Source organism: Rhodococcus spongiicola (assembly GCF_004011835.1).
Lineage (GTDB): Bacteria > Actinomycetota > Actinomycetes > Mycobacteriales > Mycobacteriaceae > Prescottella > Prescottella spongiicola.
On the sequence record NZ_RKLN01000003.1, the window covers coordinates 199,292 to 216,144 of the forward strand.

17 protein-coding genes are annotated in these 16,853 nt (G+C 65.0%); 2 read left to right on the forward strand and 15 right to left on the reverse strand.

Going from position 1 to position 16,853, the window contains the following annotated elements; all coding sequences use genetic code 11:
- Positions 1-97: 97 nt before the first annotated feature.
- The 13 genes from EF834_RS08985 to EF834_RS09050 form a co-directional block, all read right to left on the reverse strand.
- Complete coding sequence (locus EF834_RS08985) at positions 98-475, reverse strand: PH domain-containing protein (protein ID WP_127946883.1); 378 nt, start codon at positions 473-475, stop codon at positions 98-100.
- Positions 476-637: 162 nt separating this feature from the next.
- Positions 638-901 (reverse strand): DUF1876 domain-containing protein, encoded by a 264-nt coding sequence (locus EF834_RS08990; RefSeq protein ID WP_127946884.1) that lies wholly within the window; start codon positions 899-901, stop codon positions 638-640.
- Between the two features lie 123 nt (positions 902-1,024).
- Positions 1,025-3,715, reverse strand: coding sequence for a DEAD/DEAH box helicase (locus EF834_RS08995; RefSeq protein WP_127946885.1), 2,691 nt, complete (start codon positions 3,713-3,715; stop codon positions 1,025-1,027).
- Positions 3,712-4,686, reverse strand: coding sequence for a twin-arginine translocase subunit TatC (gene tatC / locus EF834_RS09000; protein ID WP_127946886.1), 975 nt, complete (start codon positions 4,684-4,686; stop codon positions 3,712-3,714). Before tatC ends, EF834_RS08995 begins: the two co-directional genes overlap by 4 nt.
- 70 nt (positions 4,687-4,756) lie before the next feature.
- The gene (tatA, locus tag EF834_RS09005; RefSeq protein WP_127946887.1) at positions 4,757-5,032 is read right to left on the reverse strand and encodes a Sec-independent protein translocase subunit TatA; all 276 of its coding nucleotides are present in this window, start codon (positions 5,030-5,032) and stop codon (positions 4,757-4,759) included.
- A gap of 181 nt (positions 5,033-5,213) precedes the next feature.
- Entirely contained in the window at positions 5,214-6,191 is a 978-nt protein-coding gene (locus EF834_RS09015) for a helix-turn-helix transcriptional regulator (RefSeq protein ID WP_127946889.1), read from the reverse strand.
- On the reverse strand, positions 6,188-7,195 hold the full coding sequence (locus EF834_RS09020; RefSeq protein ID WP_127946890.1) for a helix-turn-helix transcriptional regulator: 1,008 nt from the start codon (positions 7,193-7,195) through the stop codon (positions 6,188-6,190). The genes EF834_RS09015 and EF834_RS09020 overlap by 4 nt, the downstream gene beginning before the upstream one ends.
- A 71-nt stretch (positions 7,196-7,266) precedes the next feature.
- The gene (pafA, locus tag EF834_RS09025) at positions 7,267-8,625 is read right to left on the reverse strand and encodes a Pup--protein ligase (protein ID WP_206615221.1); all 1,359 of its coding nucleotides are present in this window, start codon (positions 8,623-8,625) and stop codon (positions 7,267-7,269) included.
- Positions 8,626-8,794: 169 nt separating this feature from the next.
- The gene (gene prcA / locus EF834_RS09030; RefSeq protein WP_127946892.1) at positions 8,795-9,607 is read right to left on the reverse strand and encodes a proteasome subunit alpha; all 813 of its coding nucleotides are present in this window, start codon (positions 9,605-9,607) and stop codon (positions 8,795-8,797) included.
- Positions 9,604-10,488, reverse strand: coding sequence for a proteasome subunit beta (gene prcB / locus EF834_RS09035; protein ID WP_127946893.1), 885 nt, complete (start codon positions 10,486-10,488; stop codon positions 9,604-9,606). The genes prcA and prcB overlap by 4 nt, the downstream gene beginning before the upstream one ends.
- Positions 10,485-10,679, reverse strand: coding sequence for a ubiquitin-like protein Pup (locus EF834_RS09040; protein ID WP_127946894.1), 195 nt, complete (start codon positions 10,677-10,679; stop codon positions 10,485-10,487). The genes prcB and EF834_RS09040 overlap by 4 nt, the downstream gene beginning before the upstream one ends.
- A 124-nt stretch (positions 10,680-10,803) precedes the next feature.
- On the reverse strand, positions 10,804-12,303 hold the full coding sequence (dop, locus tag EF834_RS09045; protein WP_127946895.1) for a depupylase/deamidase Dop: 1,500 nt from the start codon (positions 12,301-12,303) through the stop codon (positions 10,804-10,806).
- Positions 12,304-12,332: 29 nt separating this feature from the next.
- Positions 12,333-12,746 carry a nitroreductase family deazaflavin-dependent oxidoreductase gene (locus tag EF834_RS09050; protein ID WP_206615222.1) on the reverse strand — a complete coding sequence of 138 codons (414 nt, stop codon included), beginning with the start codon at positions 12,744-12,746 and terminating at the stop codon, positions 12,333-12,335.
- Between the two features lie 84 nt (positions 12,747-12,830).
- Between EF834_RS09050 and EF834_RS09055 the strand changes: the two genes are divergently transcribed.
- Complete coding sequence (locus EF834_RS09055; RefSeq protein ID WP_127946896.1) at positions 12,831-13,340, forward strand: NUDIX hydrolase; 510 nt, start codon at positions 12,831-12,833, stop codon at positions 13,338-13,340.
- A gap of 8 nt (positions 13,341-13,348) precedes the next feature.
- Here EF834_RS09055 and arc read toward each other — a convergent pair whose 3' ends face one another.
- Complete coding sequence (arc, locus tag EF834_RS09060) at positions 13,349-15,112, reverse strand: proteasome ATPase (RefSeq protein WP_127946897.1); 1,764 nt, start codon at positions 15,110-15,112, stop codon at positions 13,349-13,351.
- A gap of 153 nt (positions 15,113-15,265) precedes the next feature.
- Here arc and EF834_RS09065 point away from each other — a divergent pair, with 153 nt between their 5' ends.
- The gene (locus tag EF834_RS09065) at positions 15,266-15,766 is read left to right on the forward strand and encodes a nuclear transport factor 2 family protein (RefSeq protein ID WP_235871079.1); all 501 of its coding nucleotides are present in this window, start codon (positions 15,266-15,268) and stop codon (positions 15,764-15,766) included.
- Between the two features lie 47 nt (positions 15,767-15,813).
- On the opposite strand, the gene EF834_RS09070 is transcribed toward EF834_RS09065, so the two are convergent.
- Complete coding sequence (locus EF834_RS09070; protein WP_127946898.1) at positions 15,814-16,665, reverse strand: tRNA (adenine-N1)-methyltransferase; 852 nt, start codon at positions 16,663-16,665, stop codon at positions 15,814-15,816.
- Positions 16,666-16,853 lie beyond the last annotated feature (188 nt).

Below are 16,853 nucleotides of genomic sequence, written 5' to 3' on the forward strand. Positions count from 1 at the left end.
CGAATCTCCTCGTCTTCGGTACTGCAGCGTCTTCAACCTGCGTCGTTCTTCCGGTATTGCATCGACTGTGTTGTCGCAGCGTCACCGCTGCGGCAGCCTACGATGCGACAAAGTGCGCGAGCAGAGCCTGAACCTCGTAGATATCGACAGCCTTCGAGAACTGCTTCTGGATCGGGGTCGCCGAGCCCGAGATCCAGATCTTCAACTCGGCGTCGAGGTCGAACGATCCCGCCGTCTCGACCGAGAAGTGCGTGATCGACTTGTAGAGGAAGCTGTGGTACTCGACCTTCCGGCCGGTGATGCCCTGCTTGTCAACGAGAATCAGGCGGCGATTGGTGAATACGAACGCATCCCGGACCAGCCTGTATGCCCCGTGGATCTGCTCACCGTGCCCCAGCAACCTGCCGAATTCGTCGTTCGCCGTGCCCAGGTCGATGACCCCCGCGTTGCCCATCAATCCATCCATCAAACCCATAGCGGGTCTCCTCCCTGCGTAGATTCATCGACACTCTACGCAGGATCCAGCACGATACGGCCCGTCGACCCCGCAACCAGACACTCGCTCGCCGCAGCCGCATGTCACCGCCGTCGCATGTCACCGGCGACGTCCGAGAGTGGTGCGAGCATCGAGTTTTCGCTACTCGGTCAGATGCACCGGCGCGTGCGTGATCCCCTCGATATCGTTGACGGTGGCGTCGATCAACTGGTGAGAGAGATCCGCCAGAGCACGGGCCGTCGCCAGTTCGTCACCGATCTCCGGGACGTTCCGGTCGCTCGGGTTTCTCCGCGCCAACCCCACACCGACGACGGTGGTGTCCTGGGTACGCAGTCGCGCCGTCGAACGGGTCTGCCGCTCATGCTCATCAATGGAGATATCCACGGTCCACTGCTTCGCGTCCATGTCCGAACTCCTCTCGTGTAGCGCCACGACGAAATGCGGAGGAAGGGCCTACAAGGGCCAGTCAACATGCTTCGGACGAGATCCGGTAGGGCCTCCAGTACCTCTCAACTCCCGACGGCCGGCTCAGGTGGCGGCTACCGCCACGACACCGCGCCGGATCGACCCGACGGCCTGGGCCGCTGCCTTGGCAACGGAAGGATCGGGTGCGGTGGACTGAACCTGATCGAGAAGGTCGATCACCTGGCGGCACCATCGAACGAAGTCGCCCGCCGACAACTCCTTCCCCCCGGAACCTGCCGATACCAGCGCGTCCACGAGTGACGCTTCGCCCGCCCACTGATATATGGCGGTGACGAAGCCCCCATCGGGTTCGCGTGTCGGTGGAAGCTTGTGCCGGACCTCTTCGGCACGAATCTCTCCCCACACCCTGACCGTCTCCGCCATTGCCCCGCGGATCGCTGCGGTGGGTCCGCGATCGGTGGCGTCGGCGTCTTGGCGGGACTCGTAGACGACACACGAGACGACGGCAGCGAGCTCGGCCGGCGTCAATCCGGTCCAGACTCCACGTCGCAGGCACTCCGCTACGAGCAGGTCGCTCTCGCAGTAGATCCGGCCGAGTCGCCGCCCTTCCTCAGTGGCTTCCGGTTGCTCGCCGGCCGCAATGTATCCCCACTCGGTGAGTAACGCGACGATCCGGTCGAAGGTGCGCGCCAGTGAGTTCGTGGTAGCAGCGACCTTCTGGCGCATGGATTCGGTCTCGCGATCGAGGCGGTTGTATCGCTCGCCGACCCGGCACATCTGCTCGCGATCAGATCGCGAGTGGCAGGGATGCGCGCGTAGCGCCTTCCGCAACTCGACGACCTCTGCGTCCTCACGTCCGCTCTTGGCGCGCTTGGGTTTCCGCGGAGCGTTGATGCCGGTACTGCGCAGCGCCGAGGCGAGGTCGCGTCGTCCTCGCGCCGTGCGGTGGTCGACGTGGCGGGGCAGCCGCATCCGGCCCAACGGATGTGCGGGCACCGGGAAATCAGCGGCACCGATCCGTCCCGCCCACTTGTGTTCGGTTAGAACGAGAGGTCGCGGATCGTCGCGATCCTGATCGGGCTCGAGTACTACCGCGAGCCCAGACCGCTTCCCCACAGGAATTCCGACGACATCGCCCCGTCGAAGCGCAGCCAACGACTGTACCGCCGCGCCGCGCCGGTCGGCCCGCTTCTGCCGCTCGAGCAGACGTTCGCGGCTACGCAACCGTTCCCGGAGCCGGATGTACTCGAACATCTCCCCGTCCGCGCCGCCGAGACGCTCCCGCAACTCGCCCAACGCTCGCTCGTTGCGCTCGATCCCGCGCGTCCAGCCGACGACCGAGCGGTCCGCCTGGAACTGTGCGAACGACCGTTCCGACAATGCTCGCGACTGAGCGGCACCCATCCGGTCGATCAGGTTGATCGACATGTTGTAGCCGGGCCGGAACGAACTGCGCAACGGGAACGTCCGCGTCGAAGCTAGACCTGCGACGTCGACCGGTTCCACGCCGGGCCGCCACAGCACCACCGCGTGTCCCTCGACATCGATGCCTCGCCGCCCCGCCCGACCGGTCAGCTGCGTGTACTCCCCCGGTGTGAGCTCGGCGTGCGTGTCACCGTTGTATTTGACGAGTCGTTCGAGGACGACCGACCGGGCGGGCATATTTATCCCCAGAGCGAGGGTTTCGGTGGCGAACACCGCCCGGACGAGCCCGGCTACGAACAACTCCTCCACGGCCTCACGAAACGCCGGCAGCATGCCGGCATGGTGCGCGGCGAATCCACGTTCCAGCGCCTCCCGCCAGCTCCAGTAACCGAGCACCTCGAGATCAGCCCGCGGCAGGCCCCGGGTGTGCTTTTCGACGATTTCACGAATCCGCGCGGTCTGCTCCGGCGTCGTCAACCGTAGGCGGGAACGGACACACTGGCTCAGAGCCGCCTCGCAACCCGCACGGCTGAAGATGAACGTGATTGCCGGCAGCAATCCCTCCTCATCCAGACGCGCGACCACTTCCGGGCGCGTCAGCGGTCGAAAGTCGCTCGAACGCCCCCTCCCCCGCGGCTCCCACGAGTCCATCCGGTCGAGCGCAAGACGCCGCTTGACGTGGCTCACCAGATCGGGGTCGATGACGAGTTCACGGCCACCGGTCGGAGTCACCTTGGCGTCGAACAGGTCGAACAGCCGACGGCCGACCAGGACGTGCTGCCACAGCGGAATCGGGCGAGTCTCGTCAACGACGATCGTGGTGTCGCCGCGGACCGCTTCCATCCAAGCGCCGAACTCCTCGGCGTTGCTGACCGTCGCCGACAGACTGACCAGACGTACTTCCTCGGGCAGGTTCAGGATCACCTCTTCCCACACCGCTCCACGGAACCGGTCGGCAAGGAAGTGCACCTCGTCCATTACGACATGCGAGAGGCCCAGCAGTGTAGGCGATTCGGCGTACAGCATGTTCCGTAGCACCTCGGTCGTCATGACGACGACGGGTGCGTCCGAATTGATGCTCGTGTCACCGGTCAGGAGCCCGACCGCGTCCTTGCCGTAGCGGCCGGTCAGGTCTGCATACTTCTGGTTGCTGAGGGCCTTGATGGGCGTTGTGTAGAAGCACTTGCGTCCGGACTCGAGGGCAAGATGGACGGCGAACTCTCCGACGACCGTCTTACCCGCACCGGTGGGTGCGCACACCAGCACTCCATGGCCGGCTTCGAGGGCAGCGCATGCCTCGATCTGAAACGGGTCGAGTGGAAAGCTCAGCTGCCGCGTAAACGCATCGAGTTGAGTCCCGGACCTCACAGTGTGTCCGAGTAGTCCCGCGGAGTGTTGTGGTCCTGCGACGAGCCGGCGCCCGGCGCCGCCGACGGCTGAACGGGTGTGACGTCACCGATCGAACTCGGCGCTGCGATCGAGGACGCCTCCTCGTCCGAAAGGCTGGCCAGATCCTCGGCCTCCTTTCGGGCCTTCCGCATGTCGTTCAGACGGGCAATCTGAATCGCCAACTCCAGCAGCACCGTCAACGCGCCGGCGAGAGCGAGCATCGTGAAGGGATCCTGACCCGGCGTCGCGATCGCCGCGAAGACGAACAGCGCGAAGATCAAGCCCCGTCGCCACGCCTTCAACTTCGCGTACGGAAGTACGCCGACGACGTTGAGCGCGACGATCAGCAGCGGAATCTCGAAGCTGACGCCGAAGATGATCAGAACATTGAGCACGAAGCCGAAGTACTGCGCACCGCTGAGTGCGGTGACTTGGACGCTGTCGCCGATGGTCAGGAGGAAGTGCAGCGCCTGGGCCACGACGAGGTAGGCGAGGACGGCACCCGAGACGAACAACAGCGATGCCGCGACCACGAAACTGGTCGCATATCTGCGTTCCTTGGCGTACAGCCCCGGGGTGATGAAACGCCACAGCTGATACAGCCAGATCGGGCACGCCAGAACGACACCAGCGGTCAATGCCACCTTGAGACGGAGCATGAACTGCTCGAAAGGTCCCGTTGCGAGCAGTCGACATGCTCCATCCGGGCTGAGGTCCGCTCGACTCTCCGCCGGCAGAGAACAATATGGTCCCCGGAGCAGCTCGCCGAGGCTCTCGATCCCGAGGATCCGGGTCGAGTACCAGACGAAGCCGATGATCGTCGTCACGATGATCGCCGCGACGGCAATGAGGAGGCGCGTACGCAGCTCGTAGAGATGCTCGATGAGCGACATGGTGCCGTCTGGATTTGTCTTGCGCCTGCTCCGACGCGGGTCGAACGGAATTCGCACTATGGGCCCTGGCCTTGGTCAGCAGTGATCCGGGATGAACTGGTCACCCCGGATGCTCGTCATAGGTGGACTAGGCCGACTTCGGCTCCGAGCGGGGCTCCTGCTGGGGGGGCTCGACGACTGTGGCGTCGACGGGCGCGGAAGGCAACTGCGGGGACGGAGCCGGATCGGCAGCGGAGGCCGACGAAGTGTTGCCGTCGTTCTGCATCTCCTTGACTTCGCTCTTGAAGATGCGCAGCGACCTACCCAGCCCGCGGGCCGCGTCGGGCAACTTCTTGGAACCGAACAGGATGACGACCACTATGGCGACGATCGCCCAGTGCCACAGGCTGAAGCCTCCGGTCATTACTACCTCCAAATGTCAGACCAGAACGATGCTACCGGACATGAGCGAGTCCGTCTCGGAGCAAATGTCCTGTTCGCCCTGACGTAACTGCCGACGGGAGCAGGAAGTGCACCTGCCGGCGAACCGATTCACGCGCCTGTCACTCGAAATTACTCCCCTCGACGTCTCTGCGCCCCGGTAATCAGACCTCCAGGGCGTCGTATGCGGCGAGTGCGGCGCGGGCGCGTTCACGGACTGCCTCGACCAACTCCTTCGGCCCGATGACCGTCGCTGCCGACCCGAGACCCACCAGCAGGCGCGCCATCCAGTCCAGTGATCCGTATCGCATCGTCACTTCGACGGACCCGTCGGACAACGTCTGCACCGGATCCATCGGATAGTTGTCGAGAATCCAGCCGTGTGCGGCCGAGATCCGCAGGTGCGCCTGCGGCAGGCTGGCGTCGTCGCTGAACAGTTCTAGGTGGGCATCGGATCCGAGTGCCTGCGCGGGTGGCACGGATGGCTCGTCCAACTCCACGGCGCCGTCGATCCGGTCGAACCGAAACAGTCGGACGCCTTCCGCCTGCCGGCACCACGCTTGCAGGTACGTCTGATCGTCGACGAGCAGCGAACGGATCGGATCGACTACACGCTCGGAGACGGCGTCGCGCGACGCCGAGTAGTACGTCAGGCGCAGGGCATGATCGCGCTGCAGTGCAGATCGAACCGTCGCCGCCACCGTCGACTCCTGCGCAGTCGCCGATGCCCCGCTGGCGTCCAAGCCTTCACCGTTCGCCACCAGCGCCGCGCTGCCCACAGCTGACTCGATCTTCGCGATTGCGCCCTGGGCTGCGGTCGGGTCGACCATCCCCGGCATCTCGGCCAGTGATCGCAGCGCCACCAACAGCACCGTGGCCTCCGCCGACGTCAGGCGCAACGGGCGATCCATTCCCGCGGAGAAGACGACCGAGACGACGTCCTCCTCGAAGGACAGGTCGATGAGATCCCCCGGGCCGTATCCGGGAAGCCCGCACACAAACAGTTGTTCCAGATCCTTTACGAGATCCCGAACGGTGACGCCGAGTTCCCGTGCCGCCTCTTCCTTGCTGATTCCCGGGTTGGCAAGGAAGTAGGGCACCATGTTCAGCAGTCGCGCCAGGCGCGAGACGCGAACACTCATGGGGCCACCTCCGCCAGGTCGCCGCTGATACCTGCCGCGAACCGCAGTTTGTCCTGCACGCGCGCACGTAGCGACTCGGGTTCGAGCACGACGGCGTCGCCACCGTGGCCGGCGATGAGCCGAGCGGTCCACTCCCAGGACCGGACCGGGATCTCGAGTATCGCGCCCGGTCGGTCACCGAGCGTCCGTACTTCACCTTCCGACCCGAGACGTCGCAGTTCCAAGGCACGCCCCTCGGCCACCCACACCACGGCTGTACCGGTGACCGATCCACCGGCGGTTACCTCGTCGACGATCGCACGTAGATCGATGCCTGGCGGCTTTCGGACCACATTCTCGGGCCCGATCGCCTCGACCGGCTCTGCTATGCGGGAAAGGCGGAACGTGCGGGTCGCATCACGGTCGACGTCGTGTCCGACGAGATACCACCGTCCCCGTAGCGTCACCACCCCCCACGGCTGAACAGTCCTGGTCACGAACTCCGCGGTCGGCACTGTGCGGTGCAGGAACGTCACGGCACGACCCGCATCGATCGCTTCGAGTAGTTTCCGCATCGAAGTCTCGGAGCCCCGCGTACGCGCCGGAAGGGCCGACACCGGGACCGCGTCGACGTCGGAGTCGACCTGTGCGCCGGCCGCACGCAGCTTCAACAGGGCACTCTGTGACGCCGACATCATCTCCGGCGAGCCCCACAGACGGACTGCGACCGCGACGGCGGCAGCCTCGGCGGTATCGAGATCGACGTCGGGCAGCTCGTAGGCGGTGCGGTTGATGCGGTATCCCTCGGTACCGGCGTATCCCGGAGCCGGACCGGTTTCCAGCGGGATTCCCAGATCACGAAGCTCGTTCTTGTCCCGCTCGAACATCCGGCTGAACGCCTCGTGACTCGCCGAGTCGTCGTAGCCGTCCACGCTCTTCCGGATCTTCTCCGCGGTGAGGAACTGTCGGGTCGAGAGCAGGCAGATGACGAGGTTCATCAACCGCTCAACTTTGGGTTTCGGCACGTCGCCGAGCCTAATGCCCCCGGACGAATCGGTTGCAACAAGGGCATCTCGAGAGCACGGCAGGCGGTCGCTCACATGGAGGCGATCAGGCGGTCCACTCGCTCGTCCACCGACCGGAACGGATCCTTGCAGAGCACGGTGCGCTGGGCCTGATCGTTCAGCTTGAGGTGCACCCAGTCCACGGTGAAGTCCCGTCCGGCGTCTTGCGCGGCAGCAATGAAATCGCCCCGCAGCTTCGCCCGCGTGGTCTGTGGCGGCGTCGAGACCGCTGCTTCGATCGTCTCGTCTTCGGTGACTCGCTTCGCCAGTCCCTTGCGCTGAAGAAGATCGAAGACGCCCCGTCCCCGCTTGATGTCGTGGTAAGCGAGATCGAGCTGCGCGATCTTGGGATCGGACAACTCCATTCCGTACTTGTCCTGGTAGCGCTGGAACAGTTTGCGCTTGATCACCCAGTCGATCTCGGTGTCGACTTTCGCGAAATCCTGGTTCTCCACCGCATCGAGGGCACGGCCCCACAGATCGACCACCTGATCGACCTGAGGATCACGGTCACGGGTACGCAGATGGTCGACGGCCCGCGAGTAGTACTCGCGCTGGATATCGAGCGCGCTGGCCTGCCTGCCACCAGCCAGACGCACCGGACGGCGCCCCGTCAGGTCGTGGCTCACCTCGCGGATCGCGCGGATCGGGTTGTCGAGCGCGAAGTCACGGAACGGAACACCGGCTTCGATCATCTCGAGCACGAGCGCGGCCGTTCCAGCCTTGAGCATCGTGGTGGTTTCCGACATGTTCGAGTCACCGACGATGACATGCAGGCGGCGGTACTTCTCCGCGTCGGCGTGTGGCTCGTCACGGGTGTTGATGATCGGCCGGGACCGCGTCGTCGCCGACGAGACACCTTCCCAGATGTGTTCGGCACGCTGCGACAGACAGAAGGTGGCCGCCTTCGGCGTCTGCAGAATCTTCCCGGCACCACAGATCAACTGGCGTGTCACGAGGAACGGGAGCAGCACGTCGGAGATTCGGGAGAACTCACCGGCCCGCACCACGAGAAAGTTCTCGTGGCAGCCGTACGAATTGCCCGCCGAGTCGGTGTTGTTCTTGAACAGGTAGATGTCGCCGCCGATACCCTCCTCAGCGAGCCGCTGCTCGGCGTCGACGAGAAGATCCTCGAGTACCCGCTCACCCGCGCGGTCATGGTTCACGAGCTGCAACAGGCTGTCGCATTCGGCGGTCGCGTACTCCGGATGCGATCCGACGTCGAGGTACAGCCGTGCACCGTTGCGCAGGAACACGTTGGAACTACGGCCCCACGAAACCACCCGCCGAAAGAGGTAGCGGGCAACTTCGTCCGGACTTAGCCGTCGATGACCGTGAAAGGTGCAGGTGACACCGAACTCGGTCTCGATTCCCATGATTCGTCGCTGCACACTTCGACATTACAGCGCCGAAGGCGGTTGCCTTGCCGTTCAGGATCAGTCGCGTCGCCACAGGGTGGAACGTGGCCGAAGTGAGATGTTCGCCGAACCGTACCGTCCCAACCCTGCCCCGGACAGCGACCGCCACGGCTGGGCCCTACACGCTCGCGACGGCTGGGCACTACTTAGCGTCCCCGGATTCAGGAGCATCTCCGGGATCGGCTCCCTTGTCGTCGGCTGCAGTGCGCTTCTTGGTCCCGCCCCTCGGCTTGGACGCCGAGGCCGGCGGCAGCATGCCCTCCAACGCCGCACCCGTGATGCGTCGAAACGCCCGCCTGGGTCGAGACTGGTCGAGTACCGCGACCTCGAGCCCCGACACTCCAAGCGTGCGGCGATCCGAATCCCCGTTGCTGGTCGCGGTGCCGTCCTGCAGGGCTTTGACCGCCACCGCCACGGCCTCGCTCAGTTCCATCCCGGGGCGGTACGACTCGCGCAGGGCGGTCGTGATCGGCTCGGTGGAGCCGCCCATGACGACGAAGTGCTGCTCGTCGACGATCGACCCGTCGTAGGTAATGCGGTACAGCTGCGCGTGCGGAGTGGCCCCGTGCGGCCCGACCTCGGCGACGCAGATCTCCACCTCGTACGGTTTGGGCTGTTCGGTGAAGATCGTCCCGAGAGTCTGCGCGTAGCCGTTCGCCAAGGATCGACCGGTGACATCGCGCCGGTCGTACGAGTACCCACGAATATCAGCCTGCACGATGCCTGCGCGCCGCAGATTCTCGAACTCGTTGTATTTGCCGACGGCCGCGAAACCCAGGCGGTCGTACAGCTCACTGACCTTGTGCAGCGCGGTGGACGGGTTCTCCGCGACGAACAGCACACCGTCGGCGAAGGTGAGCACGATGACGCTGCGGCCGCGCGCGATTCCCTTGCGCGCCAGTTCCGAGCGATCGCGCATGATCTGCTCGGCGGAGGCATAGTAAGGCAGCGTCATCGGGGTGTGCGTCCTTCCTCGGTGCGGTCGGCCACGACAGCATGCGCCAGTTCCGCCGTGCGCTCCGCGGGCACGTACGCCGCGCCTGCGGAGGAGATGGTCACCGCCGTCGGGTAGATCGAGCGAACGATGTCCGGTCCGCCTGTGGCGGTGTCGTCGTCCGCCGCGTCGTACAGCGCCTCGACTGCCATCCGCAGCGCCGAATCCTCGTCGCTGTCTTCCTGGTAGAGCTTCTTGAGCGACGCCTTGGCGAACAACGACCCTGATCCGACCGCGTGGTACCCCGCACGCTCCTCGTACCGACCGCCCACGACGTCGTAGGAGACGATGCGCCCGGCTCGTTCGGGATCCGCGGCGTCGAGGTCGAAACCGACGAGCAGTGGCACGACCGCCAATCCCTGCATCGCTGCACCGAGATTGCCACGAACCATCGAGGACAGTCGGTTGGCCTTGCCGTCGAAGGTCAACTGGACGCCTTCGATCTTCTCGTAGTGTTCGAGCTCCACTGCGAACAGGCGCACGAGTTCGATCGCCACGCCGGCAGTGCCTGCGATCCCGGCAGCTGAGTAGTCGTCGGTGACGAACACCTTCTCGACGTCACGGCTGGCGACGAGATTTCCCATGGTGGCACGACGGTCACCGGCGATCACGACACCGCCGGCGAACGTAAGTGCCACGATCGTCGTCCCGTGCGGCGCGATATCGGCTGTGTCGCCGTCGGAGCCGGTGCGGCCCATCTCGATTCGGTTCCCGGGCAGTAAGTCAGGTGCGTGGATACGCAGGTGCTCGGTGAACGAGGAGAGGTTCGATCCATATGTGAACCTGTTGTTCCCTCCGAGTCCGTCGGACGCCGACGGAAGCCCTGCACGATCCGCTCTCACTGGCCGCCCTTCTGAACGTACGCACGCACAAAGTCCTCGGCGTTCTCTTCGAGCACGTCGTCGATCTCGTCCAGAAGATCGTCGGTGTCCTCGGCCAACTTCTCGCGACGCTCCTGCCCTGCCGCACCATCACCGACCTGGGCATCGTCGTCGTCGCCACCACCGGCACGCTTGGTCTGCTCCTGGGCCATGGCTACCGACCTCCTCTCACCGGGACCCATCGAAGCGTCTTCGACGAGTCCTGTTCGGATTCCAACCCTACCGATCCACGGCGCCAACGTGACGATAAGCACCCGGCGCGCCTTGCCGACGTGATCAGTTCGTAAGCTGATCCACCAGCTCAGCCGCCGAATCGACAGAGTCGAGAAGTTCGCCGACATGAGCACGGCTGCCGCGCAGCGGTTCGAGAGTCGGGATACGCACCAGCGACTCACCCCCGAGGTCGAAGATCACCGAGTCCCAGCTGGCAGCCGCGATGTCGGCACCGAACCGGCGCAGGCACTCACCCCGAAAGAACGCGCGAGTATCCGCCGGCGGATTGTGCACGGCATCGAGCACCTGCTGTTCGCTGACCAGGCGCTCCATCGAGCCACGCGCCACGAGACGGTTGAAAAGGCCCTTGTCGAGCCGCACGTCCGAGTACTGCAGGTCGATCATGTGCAGCCGCGGCGCCGACCACGAAAGGCCTTCGCGATTCCGGAAGCCCTCGAGGAGACGCAGTTTCGCCGGCCAATCGAGCAGGTGGGAACACTCCATCGGATCCCGTTCGAGCAAATCGAGCACCATCGCCCACTTGTCGATGATGTCGGCCGTGCGGGGATCATCGATGCCCTCGTGGTCGACGAACTTGGCTACACGGTCGAGATAGATGCGCTGCAGTGCAAGACCGGTGACCTCGCGCCCATCAGCGAGTGCCACCGTGGCGCGCAGCGTCGGATCGTGACTTATGTGATGAACCGCAGTCACCGGACGCGCAAGCTGCAAGTCCGACAGATCGACACCAGCCTCGATGAGGTCGAGCACCAGCGAGGTCGTGCCGACCTTCAGGTACGTCGACATCTCGGCGAGGTTCGCGTCGCCGATGATGACGTGCAGACGCCGGTACTTGTCAGCATCCGCGTGCGGTTCGTCGCGGGTATTGATGATCCCGCGCTTGAGGGTCGTCTCCAGTCCGACCTCGACCTCGATGTAGTCGGCCCTCTGCGACAGCTGGAACCCAGCCTCGTCACCCGATTGCCCGATACCGACCCGGCCGGACCCGCAGATGACCTGCCTCGAGGCGAAGAACGGAGACAACCCCGTGATCACGGCCGAGAACGGCGTCTCGCGGGACATCAGGTAGTTCTCGTGGGTGCCGTACGACGCACCCTTCCCGTCCACGTTGTTCTTGTACAGCTGCAGTCGCGGGGCGCCCGGGACGCTGGACGCGTGCCGGGCGGCGGCCTCCATGACCCGTTCGCCGGCCTTGTCCCAGATCACCGCGTCGATGGGGTCCGCCACCTCCGGAGCCGAGTACTCGGGGTGCGCGTGATCGACATACAGGCGGGCCCCATTGGTCAGGATCATGTTCGCCGCACCGACCTCGTCGGCGTCGATCACTGGCGCCGGTCCGCCCAGCCGACCCAAGTCGAATCCGCGCGCGTCTCGCAGTGGCGACTCCACCTCGTAGTCCCACCGCGTGCGTTTGGCTCGGGGCACGCCCGCGGCCGCTGCGTAGGCCAGCACGGCCTGCGTCGAGGTCAGAATCGGGTTCGCCGAAGGATCGCTGGGCGATGAGATTCCGTACTCGACCTCGATACCGATGATCCGCTGCATGGCACGAGCCTAGATCGTTCCGAGGGCCTTCATCCCTCCGCCCGCTCTCTGCCTCGCGTCGAGCCTTCCTCCAGTCGGCACTGCAGGTAGGTGTCCGCGCCGATTCTGCGGAGCGCCACGGACACCGGTCCGGGCGCCCATCGGGCGGAGGGATCGGTCTCGATTTTGGCATCCACCAGGTGCAGGGTGCGGCCGCGAACGGTGATGTCGAAATCCCCCGTGGCGAGGACGTTGCGGACCCAGTCACTGTCGGCGCCGTAAGTCAGAGCGACCCGGTAGCCGTTTCCGATCCGAAAGGCATTGACGGGCGTCTGGTAGGCCCTGCCGGAGCGCCGGCCCCGATGGTGAACCAGCGCGAATCCCGGTAGGTAACCAGCGACGAGCACTACCGCTCGATTGAGACCGACCCGGTTCATCCGGGCGAGTCGGCGCGGAAGCACCACAGCGCCACCCCCTCTCGTCCGGGCGATCGTATCCCCGCAACCTGCCGCGGCACGCGGCTTCCGCCGCGGTGACACGATGGTGCAATGGATGAACTCGTCGCCGTGTACGACGTACACGGCAATCCGGTCGGTGAAGCACCCCGAACGCGGGTCTATGCGGAGGGACTCTGGCACGCCAGTTCCGGCGTGCTGCTGCGCTCACTCGACGGCACCCGTATCTACGTTCACCGGCGCGCATCCGAGAAGGCGATTTTCGGGGGCATGCACGACTGCCTGGCGGGCGGCGTGGTCGATCCCGGCGAGACTCCGGAGATGACTGCACGACGCGAATTACGGGAAGAACTGGGAGTCACCGACGTCGAGTTGACGCCCCTCGCTCAGGTTTCCTGGGACGGAATGTGGAACGGGGCTCCGCTGCGGTGCCACCTGCACGCCTTCGAGGCCCGTTACGACGGGCCGATCCACCACCAGCCCAGTGAAGTAATCGACGGGTGGTGGTGGACCGAGCAGGAACTGCGTAGGCACCTGCAGGACCCCGGGTGGCCGTTCGTACCGGACACCCGGGCCCTACTGACGGACGACCTAGGCGGCTGACCGGAGCTCTACAGGTACTGCCCCGTATTGGACTCGGTGTCGATCGCACGGCTCGCGCTGGCGTTCTTACCGGTGACCAACGTGCGGATGTATACGATCCGCTCGCCCTTCTTTCCGGAGATGCGAGCCCAGTCGTCGGGGTTCGTCGTGTTCGGCAGATCCTCGTTCTCCGAGAACTCGTCGACGATCGAATCGAACACATGCTGCACCCGCAGACCGGGCGAACCGGTCTCGAGGACGGCCTTGATCGCGTACTTCTTGGACCGGTCCACGATGTTCTGGATCATCGCGCCCGAGTTGAAGTCCTTGAAGTACAAGACCTCCTTGTCGCCATTCGCATACGTGACCTCGAGGAAGCGGTTGTCGTCGCTCTCGGCGTACATCCGATCGACGACTCGCTCGATCATCGTCTTCACACACCCGGTGCGATCGCCGTTGAACTCGGCGAGATCGTCTGCGTGCAACGGCAACTCCTCGGTCAGGTACTTCGAGAAGATGTCCTGTGCCGATTCGGCGTCCGGGCGCTCGATCTTGATCTTCACATCGAGGCGGCCTGGACGAAGGATCGCGGGGTCGATCATGTCCTCTCGGTTCGACGCACCGATCACGATGACGTTCTCGAGTCCCTCGACACCGTCGATCTCGCTGAGCAACTGCGGAACGACGGTGGTCTCGACGTCCGAAGAGACACCCGACCCACGTGTGCGGAAGATCGAATCCATCTCGTCGAAGAACACGATCACCGGAGTGCCCTCGGATGCCTTCTCCCGTGCCCGCTGGAAGATCATCCGGATGTGGCGCTCGGTTTCGCCGACGAACTTGTTCAGCAACTCCGGGCCCTTGATGTTGAGGAAGTAGGACTTGGCCTCCTTGCTGTCCTCGCCGCGAGCTTCCGCGATCTTCTTGGCGAGGGAGTTCGCGACCGCCTTGGCGATGAGCGTCTTACCGCAGCCCGGAGGGCCGTACAGCAGCACGCCTTTCGGCGGGCGCAGGGCGTACTCGTGGAACAGATCCTTGTGCAGAAACGGCAATTCGACCGCATCGCGGATCTGCTCGATCTGCCGGCCGAGTCCCCCAATATCGTTGTAGCCGACATCCGGGACCTCTTCGAGGACGAGATCCTCGACTTCCGCCTTGGGGATGCGTTCGAAGGCGTAACCGGCCTTGGTGTCGACCAGCAGTGAGTCACCGGGACGCAACCTACGCGTCGGGGAATCCGGATCCTTGACGACGTCGTTGATCGCGATCTCCGCGAGCGGCGCGGCGAGCCACACGACGCGCTCCTCGTCCGCGTGCCCGACCACGAGCGCGCGCGCCCCGTCATCGAGAACCTCACGCAGAGCACAGATCTCACCGACGCGTTCGAAGTCGGTCGCCTCGACAATCGTGAGCGCCTCGTTGAGACGGACCGTCTGGCCCGTGGCCAGCGTCTCCGCCTCGACATTCGGCGAACACGTCAAGCGCATCTTGCGGCCGGAGGTGAACACGTCGACCGTCTGATCGTCGTGTACGGCCAGGAGCACTCCATAGCCGCTCGGGGGCTGCCCGAGTCGATCAACCTCCTCACGCAGGGCGATGAGCTGCTGCCGGGCCTCCTTCAGGGTGTCCAGCAACTTGCCGTTGCGGATGGTGAGCGAGTCCACCCGTGACTCGAGCTCGCGTAGTTGTTCGGGCGATTCCGCGAGTTGCCTCCGGAGAGCCGCCGCCTCTACCCTCAGCGCCTCGAGTTCCCGCGCCGCCGCAACCGGGTCCGGATTCTCTGTCGGGTTCATGTGCAGCTCCTCCCAGTCCGATCATTCAACGCTACCGGCCCCACGTGCAAAGCGGGGTGCGACACGTGTCTGATCCGCGGCAGGGTGTCACTCTTCTGTCTCGAAACCCACTCCATCGACCATGTTAGCCTTCCCTTACTTACTTGTCCGATCATGCTCGATCGACCGAAGGAAAGGCCCTACGTGATCCTCCGCAAACCCCTCGTCGCCACCGGTGCCCTGGTTGCCGTTCTCGGATTGAGCGCCTGCGGCTCCGACGAAACGTCGGACGAGGCCGCGACGACAACCGTCGCCGCCGCGTCGTCCGCCGAGGTACTGCAAGAGCAGCCATCTGCCGACGTACTGCAAGCGCAACTGGCGACGTTCTTCGATCCCACTGTCGGTGTGGCCGAGAGGGCCGCGGTTACCGAGTACGGCGATGAGCAGACCGCAGTTCTCGAGCAGTTGGGTGGGGTACTCAGCGGTTACCCGCTGACGGCGGAGGTCGGCGAGGTGACCATCGACGGCGACACCGTGACCGCCGTCACCGAGATCACCGGCCCGCACGGCGGCGCGCCCATCCCGGTCACGTTCGCTCGAGTGGGCGGCGATTGGCTCATCTCGGACGACAGCACCTGCGAGTTCCTCGGCATGGCACGCCTGAGCTGTTCCTGACGGGCCTGAGCTGTTCCTGGCGGGGCTGTGCCTTCCTGGGGGCGCAGTCAGCCCTTGCTGGGGCGGCGCTGTGGCTTCGGGGTCACCGCGCCCTCGGCGAGCCGCCGGGCGGTCACCAGGAATGCGGTGTGCCCCTGCATCCGATGCTCGGGGCGCACCGCAAGACCCACCACGTGCCAGTCCCGCACCATCGATTCCCAGGACCGGGGCTCGGTCCAACATTCCTGTTCGCGCATCGCCTCGATGACCTTCGACAGCTGTGTCGTCGTGGCGACGTAGACGACGAGTACGCCGCCCGGCACGAGCGCCTTCGAGACAGCAGGCAGCACGTCCCACGGGGCGAGCATGTCCAGCACGACGCGGTCGACCTTGCCGTCGATGTCCGCGTCGTAGTCGGCCAGATCACCGATCGTCAGATCCCAGTTGTCGGGGCGCTGCCCGAAGAAGGTCTCGACGTTGCGCACGGCATGGTCGGCGTGGTCCTCACGTACCTCGTAGGACGTGACCCGTCCGGTCGGGCCGACGGCTCGCAACAGCGAACACGTCAGCGCGCCGGAACCGGCGCCGGCCTCGAGCACCCGCGCGCCGGGGAACATGTCGCCCTCGTGGACGATCTGCGCCGCATCCTTGGGGTAGATGACCTGCGCCCCCCGCGGCATCGACAGTACGTAGTCGGTGAGCAGCGGGCGCAACGCCAAGTACGGGGTGCCGTTGGTCGACGTGACCACGCTCCCCTCGTCGGTGCCGATCAGCGCGTCGTGCAGGATGCCTCCACGGTGAGTATGGAACTCCTTGCCCGGTTCGAGGACGACGGTGTACTTGCGTCCCTTGGCATCGGTGAGTTGGACGCGGTCACCGACCTGAAACGGTCCGCTACGTCCCAGTCCGCCTGATGCCATCTCGACTCCACTCCGTTCGTTCGACCGCCCGACGCCGTATCGGATCCAGCGCATAGTCTGGCACGCACTCGAAGCAGCCGACGACTCCGTCGAGCACCGCCAAGCACGGCCAAGCGCGGTCAAGCACGGCCGGGCTCCGCCGAAACCTGTCGAGACGTCGAAACCTGGATGGATCTGCCGAATTCCGC